The 18,955-nt window shown below is 64.6% G+C and carries 20 protein-coding genes; 13 read left to right on the forward strand and 7 right to left on the reverse strand.

All coding sequences use genetic code 11. The features are described 5' to 3' along the window. The first annotated feature begins 42 nt into the window (after positions 1–42). Positions 43–945: a DUF7847 domain-containing protein gene (locus tag GJR96_RS14975; protein WP_151163681.1), complete on the forward strand. Its 903-nt coding sequence runs from the start codon at positions 43–45 to the stop codon at positions 943–945. Positions 946–960: 15 nt separating this feature from the next. Here the strand turns inward: GJR96_RS14975 and GJR96_RS14980 are convergent, their stop codons facing one another. Next, the gene (locus GJR96_RS14980) at positions 961–1,458 is read right to left on the reverse strand and encodes a LabA-like NYN domain-containing protein (protein WP_151163683.1); all 498 of its coding nucleotides are present in this window, start codon (positions 1,456–1,458) and stop codon (positions 961–963) included. Between the two features lie 322 nt (positions 1,459–1,780). On the opposite strand from GJR96_RS14980, the gene dapA reads away from it, so the two are divergent. The 11 genes from dapA (at position 1,781) to psmA (ending at position 10,808) form a co-directional block, all read left to right on the forward strand. Next, positions 1,781–2,698, forward strand: a complete 918-nt coding sequence (gene dapA, locus GJR96_RS14985) for a 4-hydroxy-tetrahydrodipicolinate synthase (RefSeq protein ID WP_151163685.1) — start codon at positions 1,781–1,783, stop codon at positions 2,696–2,698. Next, positions 2,695–3,456, forward strand: a complete 762-nt coding sequence (gene dapB, locus GJR96_RS14990; RefSeq protein ID WP_151163687.1) for a 4-hydroxy-tetrahydrodipicolinate reductase — start codon at positions 2,695–2,697, stop codon at positions 3,454–3,456. The genes dapA and dapB overlap by 4 nt, the downstream gene beginning before the upstream one ends. Beyond that, positions 3,453–4,295 (forward strand): 2,3,4,5-tetrahydropyridine-2,6-dicarboxylate N-succinyltransferase, encoded by an 843-nt coding sequence (locus tag GJR96_RS14995; protein WP_151163689.1) that lies wholly within the window; start codon positions 3,453–3,455, stop codon positions 4,293–4,295. Before dapB ends, GJR96_RS14995 begins: the two co-directional genes overlap by 4 nt. Beyond that, positions 4,292–5,539, forward strand: coding sequence for a diaminopimelate decarboxylase (gene lysA / locus GJR96_RS15000; protein ID WP_151163691.1), 1,248 nt, complete (start codon positions 4,292–4,294; stop codon positions 5,537–5,539). Before GJR96_RS14995 ends, lysA begins: the two co-directional genes overlap by 4 nt. 21 nt (positions 5,540–5,560) lie before the next feature. Continuing rightward, entirely contained in the window at positions 5,561–6,427 is an 867-nt protein-coding gene (gene dapF, locus GJR96_RS15005) for a diaminopimelate epimerase (RefSeq protein ID WP_151163693.1), read from the forward strand. Further along, positions 6,424–7,515 (forward strand): M20 family metallopeptidase, encoded by a 1,092-nt coding sequence (locus GJR96_RS15010; protein WP_151163695.1) that lies wholly within the window; start codon positions 6,424–6,426, stop codon positions 7,513–7,515. Before dapF ends, GJR96_RS15010 begins: the two co-directional genes overlap by 4 nt. A 50-nt stretch (positions 7,516–7,565) precedes the next feature. After that, on the forward strand, positions 7,566–8,123 hold the full coding sequence (locus GJR96_RS15015) for a BGTF surface domain-containing protein (RefSeq protein ID WP_151163697.1): 558 nt from the start codon (positions 7,566–7,568) through the stop codon (positions 8,121–8,123). Positions 8,124–8,204: 81 nt separating this feature from the next. Then, the gene (locus tag GJR96_RS15020; protein WP_151163699.1) at positions 8,205–8,900 is read left to right on the forward strand and encodes an RNase P subunit p30 family protein; all 696 of its coding nucleotides are present in this window, start codon (positions 8,205–8,207) and stop codon (positions 8,898–8,900) included. Further along, positions 8,884–9,567 carry a class I SAM-dependent methyltransferase gene (locus GJR96_RS15025; protein ID WP_151163701.1) on the forward strand — a complete coding sequence of 228 codons (684 nt, stop codon included), beginning with the start codon at positions 8,884–8,886 and terminating at the stop codon, positions 9,565–9,567. Before GJR96_RS15020 ends, GJR96_RS15025 begins: the two co-directional genes overlap by 17 nt. Beyond that, positions 9,564–10,043, forward strand: coding sequence for an Rpp14/Pop5 family protein (locus GJR96_RS15030; RefSeq protein WP_151163703.1), 480 nt, complete (start codon positions 9,564–9,566; stop codon positions 10,041–10,043). The genes GJR96_RS15025 and GJR96_RS15030 overlap by 4 nt, the downstream gene beginning before the upstream one ends. Positions 10,044–10,049: 6 nt before the next feature. Then, on the forward strand, positions 10,050–10,808 hold the full coding sequence (psmA, locus tag GJR96_RS15035) for an archaeal proteasome endopeptidase complex subunit alpha (protein ID WP_058573385.1): 759 nt from the start codon (positions 10,050–10,052) through the stop codon (positions 10,806–10,808). A 174-nt stretch (positions 10,809–10,982) separates the two neighbouring features. On the opposite strand, the gene GJR96_RS15040 is transcribed toward psmA, so the two are convergent. The 6 genes from GJR96_RS15040 to purH form a co-directional block, all read right to left on the reverse strand. Further along, positions 10,983–11,336 (reverse strand): helix-turn-helix transcriptional regulator, encoded by a 354-nt coding sequence (locus GJR96_RS15040; protein ID WP_058573384.1) that lies wholly within the window; start codon positions 11,334–11,336, stop codon positions 10,983–10,985. A 25-nt stretch (positions 11,337–11,361) separates the two neighbouring features. Further along, positions 11,362–12,114 (reverse strand): NRDE family protein, encoded by a 753-nt coding sequence (locus tag GJR96_RS15045; protein ID WP_151163705.1) that lies wholly within the window; start codon positions 12,112–12,114, stop codon positions 11,362–11,364. A gap of 83 nt (positions 12,115–12,197) precedes the next feature. Then, positions 12,198–12,380, reverse strand: coding sequence for a hypothetical protein (locus GJR96_RS15050; RefSeq protein WP_151163707.1), 183 nt, complete (start codon positions 12,378–12,380; stop codon positions 12,198–12,200). Between the two features lie 36 nt (positions 12,381–12,416). Next, positions 12,417–14,864 (reverse strand): dihydropteroate synthase, encoded by a 2,448-nt coding sequence (gene folP, locus GJR96_RS15055; RefSeq protein ID WP_151163709.1) that lies wholly within the window; start codon positions 14,862–14,864, stop codon positions 12,417–12,419. A gap of 62 nt (positions 14,865–14,926) precedes the next feature. Further along, complete coding sequence (locus tag GJR96_RS15060) at positions 14,927–15,355, reverse strand: universal stress protein (protein WP_151163710.1); 429 nt, start codon at positions 15,353–15,355, stop codon at positions 14,927–14,929. Positions 15,356–15,572: 217 nt separating this feature from the next. Beyond that, on the reverse strand, positions 15,573–17,150 hold the full coding sequence (purH, locus tag GJR96_RS15065; protein ID WP_151163712.1) for a bifunctional phosphoribosylaminoimidazolecarboxamide formyltransferase/IMP cyclohydrolase: 1,578 nt from the start codon (positions 17,148–17,150) through the stop codon (positions 15,573–15,575). 190 nt (positions 17,151–17,340) lie between these two features. On the opposite strand from purH, the gene purB reads away from it, so the two are divergent. Next, complete coding sequence (gene purB, locus GJR96_RS15070; protein ID WP_151163714.1) at positions 17,341–18,732, forward strand: adenylosuccinate lyase; 1,392 nt, start codon at positions 17,341–17,343, stop codon at positions 18,730–18,732. Positions 18,733–18,955 lie beyond the last annotated feature (223 nt).

Raw genomic sequence — 18,955 nt, forward strand, 5'->3', positions numbered from 1 at the left:
AACCCGCTGTTTTACGTATTGGTGCTTCGACACGTCTGACGTATGGCAGCTATCAGTTCCCTCCAGACGGCCCTGCGGAGCATCGGGAAGAACCCGGTGTTGTTCCTCGGCGGGCTTGCACTCGGTCTCGTTACCCTTCCACAACTCGCCTCGCAGTTGGCGCAGATTCCTTTCGTGCCGACACTGCTGCAGGTGGTGACGTTCTTCGTCACGCCGTTCGTCGCTGCCGGAATCTACGGGATGGCCGACGAGGCAGTCGAACACGCCGGGTCGCGGACGACACTGTCGACGTTGACCGACGTGGGTCGAGAGAAGTACGTCCCACTGTTGTTGGCCAACATCGTCGAACTCGGTATCGTCATCGCGTTCGGTATCGCGTTCGTCATCGTCGCCGCTATCGTCGCCATCAGCCTCGGCGTCGGGTCACTCGCCGGCGGCGGTGACCTGGCACTCGGTGGCGGATTCCTCGTCGGTGCCGTTGTGCTCGGACTCCTCTTTCTGGTGTTCGTCGTCGTCAACTTCTTCATCCAGTTCTTCCCAGTCGCTGTCGTCGTCGATGACGCCGGCGCAATCGAGTCGTTCGGCAAAAGCTATCGACTCGTCCGTGCGAACGTCGTCCCCGCGCTCGGATACTCGGTCATCCAACTCGTCGCCGGATTGCTCGTCTCCGCGCCCGTCTCCGGGTTCATCTTCTTCCAGACGTTCCAGAACATCCAGTCCGTCCAGAACGCCGGCACCGTCGCACCCGGTACTGTCCCCGGTGGGTTGGGCTTCTCGACGGTCGAAATCGCCGCCATCGCGACGATATCGCTGGCGACACAGATGCTCCTCACGACGTTCCAATACACCTACGCCGTCGCGTTCTTCGAAGCGCACGAATCCGGGCGGTCGGTGACAGACGGACCGGATATCGACGGCGACGCGGTGATTCCGCAGTTCGAGTGACCGCAGGTCGTCTCGTTACAACAGGAACGTCTCTTGACGCTCCGAGAGGTCGATGAAGGCGTCTGCGGCCTCGACGAGTTCGTCCGCGGTGGACTCTTTGAACGACATCACTTCGACGCGGACGCCCTCGTGTCGCAAGTGTGAACAGAGACGCTCGAAGTCGCCATCGCCCGAACAGATGACAATCGTATCCACGTGATTGGCGAGGCTGACGGCGTCGAGGGCCATTCCGAGGTCCCAATCCGCCTTCTTCGACCCGTCGCCGAACGTCTTGATATCTTTTATCTTCGTCTCAAAACCGATGTCGATGAGTGCATCAAAAAATCGCTCTTCATCCGGCGAATCCGCGCGGATGACGTACGCAATCGCGCGAGTGAGTGCGCGGTCCGCAGTCGCTTTCTCTAACAGCGACGAGTAGTCGATGTTCCGTGAGTAGAGGCTCTGTGCGGTATGGTATAGGTTCTGTGCGTCGGCCAATATCGCGACGCGTTGGCCTGGGTGAATCTCTGTCATTCGTTCACCGGTTGCACTCCCCGGGCTAATAACCGTCCGGGACGTTCCCCTGTCGGACCACGACGGCAGGTCCTGCAGTGTACGCAAGTTATATTATGCTTCCAGTACCTGCATCCGATGTGAACGACGTCACGCGACCTGCGACGACCGCCACACGGTCGACAGCGTCGCGTGCTACTTTCTTTTCGAAAAAACGCGCGTATTGAATCGCTCGTTGCGGGAGTAGCGACCCCGTCTCGGGCGAACCCCTGACGACGCGCACTCGGTTCCACGACCGTTTCCCACACATCACCACATCCGTCTCCACACCACACACCGACACATGACAACATTTGACCTTCGCGGCGTCTACCCCGCGATGACAACCCCGTTCGACGAAGACGGGAGTATCGACTTCGAGCAACTGCAGTCCGACACCCGCCGTCTCGAAGAAGCGGGCGTCGACGGCCTCGTCCCGGTCGGTTCGACCGGCGAGTCCGCGACGCTGACCCACGACGAACACGTCGAAGTGGTCGAAGCAGTCGTCGAGGCTGTCGAGGACGTACCCGTCATCGCCGGGTCCGGGTCCAACTCGACCAGAGAAGCGCTCGAACTCTCGCGACGGTCCGCCGACGCAGGTGCGGACGCACTGCTCCTCATCTCGCCGTACTACAACAAGCCCGAACAGTCGGGTCTCGTCGAGCACTATCGCACTCTCGCCGACGAAGTCGACCTGCCACAAATCGTCTACAACGTCCCCGGACGCACGGGAAGCAACATCCTCCCCGAGACGGCCGCGACACTCGCGGAGCACCCGAACATCGCGGGCTACAAGGCCGCCAGCGGTGACCTCGGCCAGATTTCACAGGTCGTCGAGTACACGCAAGACGAAGACTTCGCGGTGCTCTCCGGCGACGACGGACTCACGCTCCCGGTCCTCTCCGTCGGCGGCATCGGAACCATCTCCGTCGTGGCCAACATCGAACCGGCGCGCACGGGTGCGATGGTCCACTCGGCCCTGCAAGGCGACTACGAGCGCGCCCGCGAGATTCACCACGAACTCGGTCCGCTGAACCGCCACCTGTTCGTCGAGACGAACCCTATCCCGGTCAAGGAGGCCATGGAAATTCGGGGCTACGGGCCGGCACGTCTGCGCCCGCCGCTGACCCGCCTCACCGAGGAGAACACCGAAGAGATGCGTCGCATCCTCGACGAACTCGCCGCCGAGCAAGCAGTCACTGACGGAGGGAGCGCCGAGTGACGGTCCGCGTCGCCGTCACCGGAGCGACGGGTCGCATGGGCGAGGAAGTCCTCGCCGCGGCCGCCGACCGCGACGACGTAGCGGTCGCGTTCGCAGTCAGTCGCTCGGCAGACGGGTCTGTCGAAGGTGTCGCCGTCGAAGACGCCGCCGACCTGCCGACCCTGCTCGCCGACGAGCATCCCGACGTTCTCGTGGACTTCACCGGCCCAGCGTCGTGCGTGGAGTACGCATCGGCCTGTGCAGAGACGGGCGTCGCGTTCGTCTCGGGGACCACTGGCCTGAGTCAGGGTGGATTCGACGCCCTCCGCGAGGCGGCCGAAGACGTTCCGGTCCTCTATGCCTCGAACTTCTCGCGCGGCATCGCGGCACTCCGCCGTGCGGTCCGCGAGGCGGTTCCCGCACTCGATGGCTACGACATCGAACTCACCGAGACGCACCACAACGCCAAGCGCGACGCACCGAGTGGAACGGCGCTCACCCTCTTGGAAGACATAGATGGTGTACGAGGCGATTCCCCCCGCGTCCACGGACGCGAGGGCGACGCACCCAGAACCGAGGGTGAAATCGGAGTCCACGCCCGTCGGGCGGGGGATATTGCCGGTGAGCACGAAGTATTACTGGCTGGAAATCACGAGTCACTCTCACTAACACACCGCGCGGGGTCGCGCGGAGTCTTCGCCGCCGGCGCACTCGACGCCGCGGCGTGGCTCTCGGGCCGCGACGCCGGGTGGTACGACTTCACCGAGGTACTCGAATGAGTCTGGAATCCGACGTACGAGAACTGTGGCAGCGATACGACGACGGCGACGTAGACGCCTCGTCGGCGACCGTGGACGAACTCGACACGCTCGACGCGTTCCTCTCCGCCCTCGAAGCGGGCGAGGTGCGCGCGGCCGAGAAGACGGGGTCCGACGTGACCTCGTGGGAGGCCAACGAGTGGGTCAAGCGGGGTATCCTCCTCAACTTCGGCCTCCGCGAGACACTCACCCGCGAGTACGGCGACGTTCGCTACCACGACGTCCTGCCGCTCCGCGACACCGAGGACCTCGGCGACCGCGGGACTCGAAATACGCCCGACGGAACCGTCATCCGCCGCGGTGCGTACCTCGGCTCCGACTGTATCATGATGAGTCCCTCGTTCGTGAACATCGGCGCGTACGTCGACGACGGTACGCTCGTCGATTCGTGTGACACCGTCGGGTCGTGCGCCCAAATCGGCGCGGACGTGAAACTCGGCGCGAACACCCTCATCGGCGGTGTCCTCGAACCCGTCGAGGACGCACCGGTCGTCGTCGAAGACGGCGCAGCACTCGGTGCTGGGTGTCGCGTCACCTCCGGGTTCGTCGTCGGCGAGAACTCTATCGTCGGTGAGAACACGCTTCTCACGCCGCGCATCCCCGTTTACGACCTCGTAGACGAGGAGATTCACTACGGCCACCTCCCGGCGAACCGCCGGGCGTTCACCCGGTTCGTGGAGTCGTCACTCGGCGACCACGACCTGTTCGCCGGCGGTGCGTACAAGCCCGCCGTCGTCGCCCTCGACATCGAAGACGACACCCTCGACGCGACCCGTCGGGAGGAGGCACTGCGCGAATGAGCGACGGAGGGCCGGCCGTCCGGCGACTGTCCGACTGGGACCGCGAGCACCTCCTGTCGCTCGCCGACGAGTTCGGGTCGCCGCTGTACGTGACCGACCTCCGTCGCGTCCGCGAGAACTGTCTCCGACTCCGTGAGGCGTTTCCCGAGGCCCACGTCAGTTACGCTGTGAAGGCCCACACGGGTCAGGCAGTCCTCGAAACCGTCCGTGACGCTGGCCTCGACGCCGAGTGCGCCTCCGCGGGCGAAGTCGAACGCGCCCTCGACGCAGGGTTCCCCGGCGACCGAATCCGCTACACGGCCGTCAACCCCCCCGCCGCCGACCTCGACCACGTCGTCGACCGGTGGGAGGAGAACCCCGAGATGACCGTCACCGTCGGTGCCGAGGACACCATCGGCCGCCTCGCAGACCGCGGATTCGACGGGCGTCTCTGTCTCCGAGCCAATCCCGGCATCGGTGCTGGACACCACGAGAAGGTCACCACCGGTGGCCACGCGAAGTTCGGCATCCCAATCGACCGGGTCCCGGGAATCGCCGAGAACGTCCGCGACGACTTCGACCTCGTGGGCGTCCACGCCCACGCAGGCAGTGGAATCTCGGGCGACGACCTCTCGGCACACCGTGAACTCGTTCGCCGGATGGGCGACCTCGCGCGCGCCATCGACGACCTCGAATTCGTGGACGTCGGCGGTGGGTTCGGCGTCCCGTACCACGACGACGAACCTCCACTGGACCTCGGCGCCGTCGCCGAGGCGACGCGCGAGGCACTCGGCGACACCGACGCGCAACTCGCCATCGAACCCGGGCGATACGTGGTCGCCGACGCTGGCGTCCTCCTGTCTGCGGTCAACACCGTGAAGGAGGTCCCAGAGACGACTGTCGTCGGCATCGACGCTGGTATGACGACTTTGCTCCGACCGGCGATGTACGACGCGTACCACGCGATTTCGAACCTCTCTCGGCCCCACGCCGAGGCGGTTTCGACACTCATCGCAGGACCCGTCTGCGAGACGAGCGACGTCTTCGCAGAAGACCGAACACTCGCCCGTCCCGAACGCGGCGACGTACTCGCAATCGGCAACACGGGGGCCTACGGCTACGAGATGGCGAGCACCTACAACTCGCGGCCGCGACCCCCCGAAGTCGTCCTCGACGCCGACGCCACTCGTGTGGCCCGTCGGCGCGAGACCCTCGACGACATCACCACCCTCGAACGTACCGCATCCGAGCAACTCCCCAACTGACCAAGCACACCACCCAGAACCATGAGCGTACTAAACACCGTCCCATTCGAAAAGTTCCACGGCACCGGAAACGACTTCTTCGTCGTCGATGCCGAAGACCCAGTCCCAGACCGACCAGCGTTCGCGCGAACGCACTGTGACCGAAATGCAGGCATCGCACTCGACGAGAGCGACCGACGCGGCGCAGACGGCGTCCTCTTTCTCGCACTCGAATCCCGCTATGACCCGCCGCGCGTCGTCATGACGCTCGTCCAACCCGACGGGTCCGTCGCCGCCATGTGCGGCAACGGCGCTCGCGTCGCCGCCGCGTGGGCGGCCGAACGAACCGGGTCCAACGAGATTATGATAGACACGCCCGCCGGCACCCGACGCGCATCGCTCGACGGCGGCAACGTGACCGTCGAGATGGGCGTTCCGTCGTTCGAACCCCGAGACGTTCCCCTCGCCAGCGACGAAGAACTCGTCGAAGCGGACGTCGAGGGACTCACCGTCACGGCCGTCAACACGGGCGTCCCCCACGCCGTCGCGTTCGTCGACGACGTGGACGACGTGGACCTCGAAGCGGTCGCACCGTCGATTCGACACGCGCCGCTGTTCCCCGACGGAACGAACGTCACCATCGCCTCACCCGACGGTGAAGGCGGGTTCCGGCAGCGAACCTTCGAACGCGGCGTCGAAGGCGAGACGCAGTCCTGCGGGACGGGCGCAGTCGCCGTCGTCGCCGCCGCAAAGCGACTCGGCCACGTCTCCGGCGACGACCCAATCGACGTCTCTCCGCCGGGCGGAACGCTCTCTGTCACGGTTCCCGACGAAGGGTCGGCACTCCTCGGCGGTCCTGCCGTCCACGAGGGCGACGGCGAGGCCGACATCGTCTTCCGCGAGCGATGACAGGCGGCGGGTTCGACCCCGTCGAATTCCTCGAACGGGCCGTTCCCGTGGCATCGAACGAAGACGTGGGCGCGATGCGCGACCTGTTAGTGGAGACACTCGACGCGTACGGTGCCGACCCGACTGTGGACGACGCCGGCAACACCGTCGCCTCGAAGGGGTCGTCCGACCCCGACACGCATCTCGTCCTCAACACGCACATCGACACCGTCTCGCCGCACGTCCCCTACGCTCGTGCGGGCGGCGTCATCCACGGCCGCGGGTCGTGTGACGCGAAAGGGCCACTCGCGGCGCTCCTCGCGGCGTTCTTCGCGGCAGACCCAGCACCGGACGCGCGGGTCACGCTGGCGATAACGCCCGACGAGGAACTGCTCTCGACGGGTGCCGCCGCACTCGACGTGGACGGCGACCTGTACATCGTCGGCGAACCCACCGGACTCGACGTGTGTACGGCGGCGAAAGGGAGGTTCGAAGGAACCGTCACACTCGGTGGAGTGGCCGCCCACGCCGCCGAACCCGACTCCGGTGCCAACGCCATCGACGCCCTCGCGCCCGTGCTCGACGCACTCCGGGAGTTCGACGACGACAGAGAGTCGCACCCGGACCTCGGCGACGCGACGTTGACACCGACGATGGTCGACGGCGGCGAGAACTCGAATCAGGTTCCGGCCGAGTGCCGACTCGTGGTCGACCGGCGAAGCGTTCCCCCAGAGACTGCAGATGGCTTCCGCTCGGAACTCGTCTCGACGCTTCAGTCAGTCGTTCCCGAGGGCATCGGCGTCGACTTCGAACTCACCGAGCGACCGACGCCGTTCCTCGAAGCCTTCGCCACCGAACCCGACCACCAACTCGTGACGACGCTCGCGCAAGCGTCACGTGATGCGGGCGGCCGAGGTGACGTCCGTCCGTTCACTGCCGCCACCGAGGCATCGTACTTCTCGCCCGCGCCAGTCGTCGTCTTCGGTCCCGGCGTCCTCACCGACGACGAGGGAGCAGTGGCACACGCCGAACGCGAGTACGTGCGGACCGACGACGTTCGGACCGCGGCCGAGGCACTCGAAGACGCCGTCACGCGTCTCGTCGAGTAAATGTCTACCAATCAAAACGTTCTTGATGTGCGGCAGAGTTGTCTCGAACGATGCGCCCTCCACATACGCTCATCGTCCCTCTCGTCGTGGTTCTCGTGGTGGTCTCTGGTGTCGTCGCCGCCGATGGCGGGACCGTAATCGACCACCGCGGAGACGAGATACTCTTGGACGCTGTCGCGGACCAACGGGTCCAGGGAACGACGCCGTACGAGTCGGGGACGGTCATCGGCGTCCGTATCAAGTCCGTCGAAGACACACACCCGTTCCTCGTGTCGAAAGCGGTCAGAGTCGGGACGAACGGGTCGTTCAGCGTCACCTTCGACCTCTCCGAGTTGGCCCCACTCCACGGCGGGCCAGTTCACGTCGAAGTTCGACACAACGAGACCACCGTCCACGAAATTGACGGCATCCTCGTGACGAAGAACATGCCCGACGACTCGACGCTCACGTACCACCAACCGACCGACGAGTCGACGGCGACGGACCCGTCACCGACCACCACGACGACCACCGACACCGGGTCACTCTCGGGGATTCAGGTTCCTGGACTCGGACTCGCCGCCGGGGTAATCGCACTGGTCGCCGTGGCACTCCTCGCACGTCGGTAATCGCGACCCCCCAACAGAACCGAGGTCCACGACCCGCGGCGGAACGCAACGCCCTTTTTCCACCCCGCCCATCGTCGGCGTATGTACGAGGCGGTCTACGCACACCCGGACGGCGAGAGCACGGCAAGTCGCGTCGCAGTCGCCGCCGGACGATACGGGTACGACGGTGTCGTGATTCGCGGCATCGACGCCCGCCCCGACTTCGACCGTCTCCGTGACGAACTCGACGTGGACATCGTCGACGCCGTCGAAATCGACGCTCCCGACCCGGAACACGCCAGCGGGGCGGTCGGTAACTACCGGCCGCAACGCGAACTCGTCGTCCTCCGCGGGGGGACGAACGCGCTCAATCGATTCGCCGTCGAACAACCCCGCGTCGACGTACTCGCCCGACCGATGGCCGGTCGTGGAAACTTCAACCACGTACTTGCGAAGGCCGCGCGCGACAACGGCGTCCGCGTCGAGTTCGACCTCGACCCGGTTCTTCGGAGTGACGGCGGCACCCGCGTGCAGGCGCTCTCCGACCTCCGAAAACTCCGCGAACTCGTCGAGTATTACGACGTCCCGTACGTCGTTTCCGGCGGCCCTCACTCGCACCTCGAACTCCGGGCACCGCGCGAGTTGGCCGGCCTCGGCGAAATAATCGGCTTCGACCGCGAACAGATTTTGGAGGGCCTCCGCGAGTGGGGCCGACTCGCCGAGCGAAATCGTGAGAGGATGTCCGAGTCGTTCATAGCCCCCGGCGTCAAACGTGGCAGACATGAAGAAGACGATTGAGGAACACGCCGCCCGCTTTTCGGAAGTCGCCCCGGAGTACGACGAATCACAGGACAGTGACGAGTATCGTGCGTGCGTCTCCCTCGTCGTCCACTACGCCGACCCGTCTCCCGACGACGTGGTCCTCGACCTCGGAACGGGAACCGGGGCTATCGCCCTCGCACTCGCCCCGGACGCGAAGCACGTCATCGGACGCGACATCAGCGAAGGCATGCTCGAACAGGCACGGGCCAAAGCCGCCGAAGTCGGTATCGAGAACGTCGACTTCGGGGTGGGTCGGTTCCGTGACCCGAACGTAGATGCGGACGATGTACACACTGGGTCGTCAGAGACGCCCCAAGCCGACGCTCGCGATGCTCGCGTCGATATTGTCGTCTCCAACTTCGCTATGCACCACCTCTCGGACGAGGAGAAACGCGAGGCGATTCAGGTCGTCGCCGACCTCGAACCCCGCCGGTTCGTCCTCGGTGACGTGATGTTCTTCGGCGAACCCAACCCGGACGAACCGTTCTACTCGCCAGAAGTAGACGACCCTTCGACTGTTGGCTTCCTCGCAGACGCCCTCACGGACGCGGGCTTCGTCCTCACCGCCGTCGAGGCTGTCCACGAACAGGTCGGGGTGTTGGTGGCCGAGCGGGCACCGTCGTTCGACGAGGGAGCTGAATGAAACACCTCCCGAAGCATCTCCGACCGCGGTGGCGATACCTCGCCGTCGAGGTAGAGTCGTGGCCAGACGCGTCGCTCAATCGCGGGACGTTCCAGCGCGAACTCTGGTACGCCGCGCAGAACCTCTTCGGTGACACCGGCAGTGCGGACGCCGATTTGACCGTCCTCGGCTTCGATTCCTCCGACTGCGTCGCCGAGACCATCGTTCGTGTCCGGCGGGGCTACGTCGACGAGGGGCGTGCTGCACTCGCCTGTATCGACACAGTCGGTGACGACCCAGTCGGGGTGAGAGTGCGAGGCGTCTCCGGGACGGTGCGTGCCTGTTCGGAAAGGTATTTACACGGCCGGACCGCAATTTCTGAGAAGAGAGACGTCGTGTTCGAGAACGAATCCCGGACCGCCGTCGTCCGCGACTCCCTCTTGGACGTCAGCGGTCCGGGCGGGTTCACGGGCGCGACGCAACTCGATTTCGAGTGATACTCTATGCAGGGACAAGCGCAACAACAGGCGTACGACCGCGGGATTACAATCTTCTCGCCGGATGGTCGACTCTATCAGGTCGAGTACGCTCGTGAGGCCGTCAAGCGCGGCACCGCGAGCATCGGTGTGCGAACGTCCGAGGGCGTCGTCCTCGCGGCGGACAAACGCTCTCGCTCGCCGCTGATGGAACCGACGAGCGTCGAGAAGATTCACAAGGCGGACGACCACATCGGTATCGCGAGCGCCGGCCACGTCGCCGACGCCCGCCAACTCATCGACTTCGCCCGTCGCCAGTCGCAGGTCAACCGCCTCCGCTACGGCGAACCCATCGGTATCGAGACACTGACCAAGGAAGTCACCGACCACATCCAGCAGTACACGCAGGTCGGCGGTGCCCGCCCGTTCGGTGTGGCCCTCCTCATCGGTGGCGTCGAAAACGGCACCCCGCGCCTCTACGAGACGGACCCCTCGGGGACGCCCTACGAGTGGAAGGCCGTCGCAATCGGTGCGGACCGCGGCGACCACCAAGAACACCTCGAAGAGAACTACCGCGACGACCTGACCCTCGAAGACGGCATCGCGCTGGCACTCGAAGCCATCGCCTCCACCAACGAGGACGGCATCTCACCCGACGGCGTCGACGTGGCGACGGTCTCGTCTGAGTCCGAACGCTTCGTCGAACTGTCGAACGAGGATATCGAAGACCACCTCGTCGCCAACGACCTGCTGGCGACCGAGGAAGACGAGACCGAAGACGAGTAAACCGCTTCCCGCGGTACCGCGTATTCTTCTTCGTACCGACCCGACACGTCGCTATCGGTGATTCTGTCGTTTCATCGATGAGACTGTGTCGCCACTCCCCAGTGTGGGTCGTCGCCAGCACACTCAGACGGTAAAATACGGCACCGAATCGGTGATTCGGTCGCGTCGGTGGCGTTAGTATTCCTCGTAGGCGAGGTTCATCAGCCACTGCGAGAATGCGTTACTGTTCGCGTTTATCTCCTCTTCTCCGATGAACGGCGAGAGCATGTCGCCCGCCATGAGCATCGAGAAGTCGAGGTCGCGCGCGGCGGGTTCGAGGTAGTAGGTGGTGTGCCCGTTGTAGACGGCCTGCGTCCGCTTGATGAGGTCGAGCGACTCCAGAACCTCTGCGATACGGCTTCCCTTGCGGGAGGAGATATCGAGTTCTTTCCAGAAGTCACTCTGATGGATGCCGCCCGACTCGCGGATGAGTTCGAGTCCCGCGCGCTCGTCGGAAGAAAGGTCGGATTCGGCTTCGCTCGCGCTCATACAATCTACACGTCGGGCGAGCGGTTTAATGCTGACGTTCGACCGGTTCGAAGGCGTTCTGACACGGCGGGCCATCGGCGAATTCGTACGACTGCCCTTCGTTTCCGAGTGTGATGAGCGACGACGAACGAGTGCCAAATCGACCCTCTGGGTCGTGGACGCAGACGCCGAACTCGTGGTCACCGAGCGCATCCGCCGCCCGGTCACGCCACGCACCCATCGACTCACTCGGTTCCGGTTGGAGCGCTTCCCAGAGACGGCGGGCGTTGTCGGCCTGCATCTCACCTCGCTCGGGGTGTCGCGCCGGGACGAACCACGAGTCCGGCGTCCCGACGTTGACGACGACGTGGACGCCGGGGTCGAAGCTTCGAACCGACAGGCTCCCGTCCCACTCGAAGTACAGCGCGGCGTTCTCGTCGGCGACGACGAGGTTGAATCCGTCGTACGTGTGTTCGTCTACGGAGTGTTCGACGAATCGTGCGGCGTCCTCCGCCGTCTCGTGGCGCAGTGCGTCGCGGACGAGGTGCCCGCGAGAACGCTCGCCGCCGCCATCCACCTCGACCCAGCGGTTCGTGATGCCGACGAACACGCCGGCGTCGTTGTGGCCGACCCACGTACCGCCCGCCTCTGCATCGCGCGGGGCGACTATCGCGGGGCCATCGCCGTCGTCCCATCGCTGCGGCGGTTCAGCGGGCCTGTCGAGCAGTTCGTCGCGGTTGGCGGCGACGACGACGGGTGCGTCTTCGAACACCTGCCACGCGAGGATGAGTGTACACACGACTGGAGGTAGGTGCCCAGGGTGGAAAAATATCTGTTTCGGGGACGGTCACTCCCATCGCTCTGGGTTTATTCGCGCAGCAATCACTCGTCCGACAACTCCTCGACCCGTGCTTCTAACGCTTCGACACGCTGTTCGAGGTCGTCATCCGGTCTCGACACCCATGCGAGAATCGACTTCACTGCGAGTCCTCCGACGAGAACGAGGACCACCACGAACGGGACGGCGATTGCGAGAACTGCGGGGAACTGCGTCGGGAGGGCCATACCCGTAATCCTCTGACGACGTGTCAAAAAGTGTGACTACTCGTCGTCTTCGAACCGACTCAGGTCACGCGACGCGAGTGCGACGTTCACTGCCGCGACGTTCTCCGGCACGTCGTGGACGCGAACGATGTCTGCACCTCTGTCGGCGGCGATGGCCGTCCCGGCGATGGTCGCCGCGAGGTTGTCACCCGTCTCTTCGCCGACGAGCGAGAACATCGATTTGTGTGAGTGGCCGACGAGGACTGGACACCCGAGTGCCGAGAACTCGTCGATGCGGTCGAGCAGTTCGAAGTTCTCGGCGCTGGACTTCCCGAATCCGAGGCCGGGGTCGACGATGATGTTGTGCCGCGGGATACCCGCTTTCTCGGCGAGGAGGACGCGTTCTGTGAGTTCGTCGATGACGTCTTCGACCACGTCGTCGTAGTCGATGTCTTTGTCCGGAATCACCGGCGCGTCGATGCTGTGCATCACGATGACCGGCGCGTCTCGTTCGGCGGCGAGGAAGCGCATCTCGGGGTCTTCGAGGCCGGTCACGTCGTTGAGGATGTCTGCCCCGGCGTCGAGGGCCGCCTCGGCGACGGCGGCCTTCCGGGTGTCGACCGAGACGAGCGCATCGAGGTCCGAAATCGCCTCGATGACGGGCGTGACGCGACGAATCTCCTCGTCTACCGGGACCGCTTCTGCGCCGGGGCGGGTGCTCTCGCCGCCGACGTCGATGATATCGACGCCGGCGTCGACCATCGCCTGCGCCTGAGTGACGGCGTCGTCGATGTCGTAGAATTGACCGCCGTCGTGGAAACTGTCCGGTGTGACGTTGAGGATGCCCATGACGGCAGTGCCGTCTCCCCACGGGTAGTCGTGGGACCGAATGGCGTCACCAATACCGACGCTCGCTCGAATCTCGTCGGCGAGTTCTGCGAGGGCGTACGGTCGGTCTCGAAGAGTCGCGGTGAGCCGTTCGAATTGGTCCAGCGTCGCCATCAACACCACGTCGACAAGTTCACCGCCATCGCTGTGGCCCGAAATCGCGCACTCGCCGCCGATGGCGAGGAGTTCTTCTCGGAGAACCGCTGCTTGGCGGCCCTGCACGCGGGTTCGAATCGTTCGGAAGACGCCCTTCTCAGCACGCTTCGCATCCGCGGGAGCGACGTGTACTCGTTCGAGCGTCTCGCGCGCGTCGTCGAGCGTTCGGTGCCTCTTCGGAATCATCGCCCGTGTCCACGTCGTCCGCGCCTCGGCGACGACGTACAACGACCCGACGACGAGGATGCAGTCGTCCGCTGTCGCGTGCTTCCGTGCCCGTGGGAGCGCGGACGCGACTGCGTCTCCTGTGTGTACGTCGTCGATGCCGGTTCGCTCGAAGACCGCAGAGAGGATTTCGGGGTCTTCGGCCCGTGAAATATCGGCGTGGCAGGTGACGACGGAGGAAACGTCGGGGAGGGCCTCGACCATCTCCCGGTGGTCCTTGTCGTGCATCGCTCCGTAGACGAGGTGCAAGTCGTCGTAGTCGAATTCGTCGAGGACCGTCGCCAACTGGGCGCACGCGTCGGGGTTGTGCGCGCCGTCGAGGACGACCATCGGGTCGGTAGACATGACTTCGAATCTGCCGGGCCAGTGTGCGTTCCGAAGGCCGCGGTGAATCGCGTCGGCGGAGATATCCGGGGCAACCTGTCGAGCGAGCGCAACCGCGATACCGGCGTTACGGGCTTGATAGGCACCCAACAACGGGATTCTGAGGTCGAGCGTCTCGTCGTCGATTTCGACGGTGACGGCCGCCTCTTGATGGTTCACGCGACCACCGTACGTGGCCCGAACGTCGGCGTCCGACCCGTCGTTGCCGACGGTCAGCACGTCACCGACTTCGCCACGGATGACGCCCAGCGCCTCGTCGGTGGCCCCCGTCACGAGCGGTGCATCTGTGGGTGCGACTGCGGCTTTCGTCCGCGCAATCTCTTCGATGGTGTCGCCGAGGACCGCCGTGTGTTCCAGCGAGACGTTGGTGACGGCACTTGCGATGGGGGCGACGACGCTCGTCGCGTCGAGTTCACCACCCATGCCGACTTCGAGGACTGCGACGTCGACGTCCGCTTCCGCGAAATACCAGATTCCGAGGGCTGTCATCGTCTCGAAGAACGTGAGTGGTTCGCCGTCGGCGGCGCGTTCGACCAGATAGGGTTTCGCTTCGGCGACGAACGCCGTCAGCGCGGACTCGGGTATCTTTCGACCGTCCACGCGGATGCGTTCGCGGATGTCGTCGAAGTGAGGTGAGGTGTAGAGACCGACGCTCTGGCCCGATTCGCGGAGCGTCGACTCCAGCATCCGGGCGGTACTTCCCTTTCCGTTCGACCCCGCGACCTGCACGAACGAGACTCCCTCGTGGGGGTCACCGAGGTGAGAGAGTAACCGCTGAATCGACTCGGTCCCCGGCTTGACCTGGAAGCGCCGGAGGTCGAAAAGGAAGTTCACCGCCTCGTGGTACTCCATACGCAAAAAACCCGCACGGTGGGCTTAGGCCTAACGCTCCGTGGCCACCGTCTCGTCCCGCGTTACTCGTCGATGTGGACGACGAGAACCGGCCGCTTCGCGTTCTCGACGACGCGTTCGGTGACGCTGCCGAGCGACGTGAGTTTGTCGCGTCCGGTCCGCCCGTGCGTCCCCATCACGACCACGTCGACGTCGTGTTCGTCGGCGTATTCGAGGATGACTCGGTGCGGCACGCCTTCTCGGACTGCCGTCGTCGTCTCGCACTTGCCTTTGCACTCCGCGGCGCACTTTTCGACGGCGTCTACCGCATCGTCTCGAAGCGCCTGAATGACGGCGTCCTGTTGGTCGCCACCGGCGGCGAGGTAGACGCGTTGGTCGACGACCGAGAGGACGTGAACCGTCGAGTTGGCACCGGCGAGTTCGAGTGCGTGTTCGATAGCCTGCATCGTTCCCGGACTGCCGTCAGTCGGGACCAGAATATCCTCGTACATACCCATGTGTTCTCCTCGCCGACACTTGAAGCATCGCGTTGGTTCAAGAAGTTGGGAACGGGGATTGGAGAAGAACGGGCGGTTTGGGCGGACTGGATTCAGAATGTGGGTTTGGTGGACTGGCTTGAGGAACTCGTTCGCATTGCTCGCTCGTTCCTCAAGTCGCGTGAGACGCGCTTCGCGCGCCTCACTGACTTCCGCCACTCCTTCGCTTCGCTCAGTCGTGGCGGAAGCACCGCTGTCCGGTGAACACCATCGCAATCCCACGCTCGTCACACGCCTCGATGACCTTCTCGTCGTTGACCGACCCACCGGGCTGGATGACCGCCTCGATACCCGCGTCGGCCGCCTTCTCGACGCCGTCCGGGAACGGGAAGAACGCGTCAGAGGCCATGACGGCCCCCTGCGCGTCCTTGCCCTCGGCGTGTTCTTCGGCCTTCATCGCGGCGAGTTCGACCGCGTCGACGCGGGAGACCTGTCCCATGCCGACGCCAACCGTCTCAGTTCCGTTGGCGAAGAGAATCCCGTTGGACTTCACGTGCTTCAGGACCTTCCACGCGAACAGCATCGTCTCTAACTGCTCGTCAGTCGGTTCCTTCTCGGTGACGACTTCGAGGTCGTCGAGCGTCGGCGTCCAGAGGTCACGCTCCTGAACGAGTCGGCCGCCGACGAGTGCTTTCTCGGTGTAGGTCTCGGTTCGCTCGCCGAGTTCTCCGACGTCGAGGACGCGGAGGTTCTTCTTCTCGGTCAGCACGTCGAGGGCGTCGTCGGTGTAGCCCGGAGCGACGACGACTTCCTTGAACGAGTCCACGACGAGTTCGGCCGTCTCGGCGTCGCACTCACGGTTGAGGGCGACGATGCCACCGAAGGCGCTCATCGGGTCCGTGGCGAGTGCGTCAGCGTAGGCCTCCGCGAGGGTGTCCGCGGTGGCACATCCGGCGGGGTTCGTGTGCTTGATGACCGCGGCGGCGGGTTCGTCGAACTCCTTGATGAGGTTCAACGCACCGTCGGCGTCGTTGTAGTTGTTGTACGAGAGGCCCTTCGCGCCCTCGTTGAGTTGTGGTGCGCCGACCACCGACGCCTCGTCGCACGTCTCGTCTACGTAGACGGCGGCGTCCTGATGCGGGTTCTCGCCGTAGCGAAGCGTGTCGTAGCGGTCTTCGGAGGTGAGACGACGTTCTGGGAGGCCAGCATCCACGTCGCCCTCGATGGTGACGCCGTCGTCGTCGACGGTCACGCGACCCTCGGCGAACCAGCGGACAGCGCGCGGGTACGCCTTGAACTCGGCCTCGTAGAGGACGCGGTTCTTCAGGGCGTCTTCGTCGTCGTCCGTGTAGACGGGGACTGCTTCCTGCGTCACGATTGGGCCGGCGTCGACTTCCTCGTTGACGACGTGGACCGTACACCCGGTCGTCTTCACGCCGGCGTCGAGAACCTGCTCGTGGGCGTTCATGCCGGGGAACGAGGGCAGGAGCGACGGGTGAACGTTGAGCGTCATCGGTGCCGCGTCGAGGAACGTGGCGGTGAGGACGCGCATGTATCCGTCGAGACAGACGAGGTCGAAGTCGTAGTCGGAGAGGGCGTCGAGAATACGCTCTTCGTGCGACTCGCGGGACTCGTCGTCGCCGCGTTCGACGACTTCCGTTGGGATTCCCTGCTCGTCCGCCCAGTCGAGGATGGGTGCGTCGGCGTGGTTCGAGACGACGACGCCGAGTTCTGCCCCGCCGGGGGTGCTGTCGGCGATGTTGCGAAGGTTTCGTCCACGGTTGCTCGCGAGACCGGCGATGGTGACCATGTGGAGATGGCGTGTCGCGGGCCTCAAAGTGATTGCGGTCCTCACTCTCCAAAGTATACTCGATTATGCATATGTCGTTCCGAAGAACCGGATTGTGTGCACCCCGATATTCACACACGTGCTCATATTCGGATTTTGGTACGGACGCGAACCCCCGGCGTTTAACCCATCCCACCGAGACGGGTCACCCATGACCGACGCCGACCGGAACGACCCGCTCTACGCGGTGTCCCCGCTCGACGGGCGCTACGCCTCTCGCACCGCACCACTCGCACCGCACGTGAGCGAGGCCGCACTCATGCGTGCTCGCGTACAGGTAGAAGTCGAATACCTCGTCGCACTCGCCGACCTCGACGCGACGCCACTCGAACTGCCCGAACCGGAACGGAACGACCTTCGGGCACTCTACGAGGAGTTCGACGCCGACGACGCGGCACTCGTGAAACGTCTCGAAGTCGACGGCGCAGAAGGCTACACCGCGACGAATCACGACGTGAAGGCCGTCGAATACTTCATCCGGACCGAGACGCCCGAGTCCATCCACCCGTGGATTCACTTCGGCCTGACTTCCGAGGACGTGAACAATCTCTCGCACCGCCTGATGACGAAGGGTGCCGTCGAGGAAGTCCTCGTTCCCGAGATACGTGAGGTACGCGACGAACTCGTCGCCCTCGCACAGGAGTACCGCGACGTGCCGATGCTCGCCCGAACTCACGGCCAACCCGCGACGCCGACGACGTTCGGTAAGGAGATGGCAGTCTACGCGTCCCGTCTGGGGCGCGCGCTGGCCCGTGTCGAGGCCGCGAGCGACGCTCTCGTGGGGAAACTCGCCGGGGCGTCGGGTACCTACGCGGCCCACGTCGCCGCGTACCCCGACGTGAATTGGCGGGCGTTCTCCCGCGAGTTCGTCTCGTCGCTCGGTCTGGAACACGTCCCACTCGCCACGCAGGTCAACCCCTGTGACGACCTCGCGGCACTGTTCGACGCGTTCCGCGGCGTCAACAACGTCGTCGTGGACCTCGACCTCGACGCGTGGCTCTACATCTCCGACCGGTACCTCGGCCAAGAGACCGTCGAAGGAGAGACGGGGTCGTCGACGATGCCGCACAAAGTCAACCCAATCGACTTCGAGAACTCCGAGGGCAACCTCTCGAAGGCGAACTCGGACCTGACGTTCCTCGCGGACTACGTCACGACGTCGCGTCTCCAGCGCGACCTGTCGGACTCCACGGTCAAACGGAACATCGGCGCGGCGTTCGCCCACTGCCTCATCGGCTACAAGAAGACGCAGGCCGGCCTCGGAAAGGTCGTGCCGAACGAACACGTCATGCGCGAGGAACTGGACGACATGCCGGCTATCATCGGCGAGGCAGTCCAGACGATTCTCCGCCGTGAGGGCGACACGCAGGCGTACGAACGCGTGAAAGAACTCACGCGCGGCCGTGACGTGACGCTCTCGGACTTCCACGACCTGTTCGAAGACCTCGACGTAGACGAGACGACGCGCGAGGAACTGCTCGCGCTCACGCCCGCGACGTACGTCGGTCTGGCGGACGAACTCGTCGGCGACGTAGACGAGTAACGTTCGTCGGCCCGTCAGTGGATGACTGACGGTATCGAGAGACGAAAGCCGTCTGGCCATATCGGCGACTGAAAACACAGGCTCACGACTCTTCTTCGGGACGCACCGGTGACAGACGCGACGCTCGCGATGGTTCGATAGTCAGGAGAAATACCGCCGTCAGAGGCCGATGGGCACGGTATCAGCCCCCAAGCGGTATGGGCACGGGTTCGGTGAACGCCGA

This window comes from Haloferax litoreum (genome assembly GCF_009674605.1).
In the GTDB taxonomy this organism is placed as follows: Archaea; Halobacteriota; Halobacteria; order Halobacteriales; family Haloferacaceae; genus Haloferax; species Haloferax litoreum.

Excerpts from the sequence above, each read along its gene's own strand:
- GJR96_RS14975 (WP_151163681.1), top strand. The coding sequence starts at position 43 with ATGGCAGCTATCAGTTCCCTCCAGACGGCCCTGCGGAGCATCGGGAAG.
- GJR96_RS14980 (WP_151163683.1), bottom strand. The coding sequence starts at position 1,458 with ATGACAGAGATTCACCCAGGCCAACGCGTCGCGATATTGGCCGACGCA.
- dapA (WP_151163685.1), top strand. The coding sequence starts at position 1,781 with ATGACAACATTTGACCTTCGCGGCGTCTACCCCGCGATGACAACCCCG.
- GJR96_RS14995 (WP_151163689.1), top strand. The coding sequence starts at position 3,453 with ATGAGTCTGGAATCCGACGTACGAGAACTGTGGCAGCGATACGACGAC.
- lysA (WP_151163691.1), top strand. The coding sequence starts at position 4,292 with ATGAGCGACGGAGGGCCGGCCGTCCGGCGACTGTCCGACTGGGACCGC.
- dapF (WP_151163693.1), top strand. The coding sequence starts at position 5,561 with ATGAGCGTACTAAACACCGTCCCATTCGAAAAGTTCCACGGCACCGGA.
- GJR96_RS15010 (WP_151163695.1), top strand. The coding sequence starts at position 6,424 with ATGACAGGCGGCGGGTTCGACCCCGTCGAATTCCTCGAACGGGCCGTT.
- GJR96_RS15015 (WP_151163697.1), top strand. The coding sequence starts at position 7,566 with ATGCGCCCTCCACATACGCTCATCGTCCCTCTCGTCGTGGTTCTCGTG.
- GJR96_RS15020 (WP_151163699.1), top strand. The coding sequence starts at position 8,205 with ATGTACGAGGCGGTCTACGCACACCCGGACGGCGAGAGCACGGCAAGT.
- GJR96_RS15025 (WP_151163701.1), top strand. The coding sequence starts at position 8,884 with ATGAAGAAGACGATTGAGGAACACGCCGCCCGCTTTTCGGAAGTCGCC.
- GJR96_RS15030 (WP_151163703.1), top strand. The coding sequence starts at position 9,564 with ATGAAACACCTCCCGAAGCATCTCCGACCGCGGTGGCGATACCTCGCC.
- psmA (WP_058573385.1), top strand. The coding sequence starts at position 10,050 with ATGCAGGGACAAGCGCAACAACAGGCGTACGACCGCGGGATTACAATC.
- GJR96_RS15040 (WP_058573384.1), bottom strand. The coding sequence starts at position 11,336 with ATGAGCGCGAGCGAAGCCGAATCCGACCTTTCTTCCGACGAGCGCGCG.
- GJR96_RS15050 (WP_151163707.1), bottom strand. The coding sequence starts at position 12,380 with ATGGCCCTCCCGACGCAGTTCCCCGCAGTTCTCGCAATCGCCGTCCCG.
- folP (WP_151163709.1), bottom strand. The coding sequence starts at position 14,864 with ATGGAGTACCACGAGGCGGTGAACTTCCTTTTCGACCTCCGGCGCTTC.
- GJR96_RS15060 (WP_151163710.1), bottom strand. The coding sequence starts at position 15,355 with ATGTACGAGGATATTCTGGTCCCGACTGACGGCAGTCCGGGAACGATG.
- purH (WP_151163712.1), bottom strand. The coding sequence starts at position 17,150 with ATGGTCACCATCGCCGGTCTCGCGAGCAACCGTGGACGAAACCTTCGC.
- purB (WP_151163714.1), top strand. The coding sequence starts at position 17,341 with ATGACCGACGCCGACCGGAACGACCCGCTCTACGCGGTGTCCCCGCTC.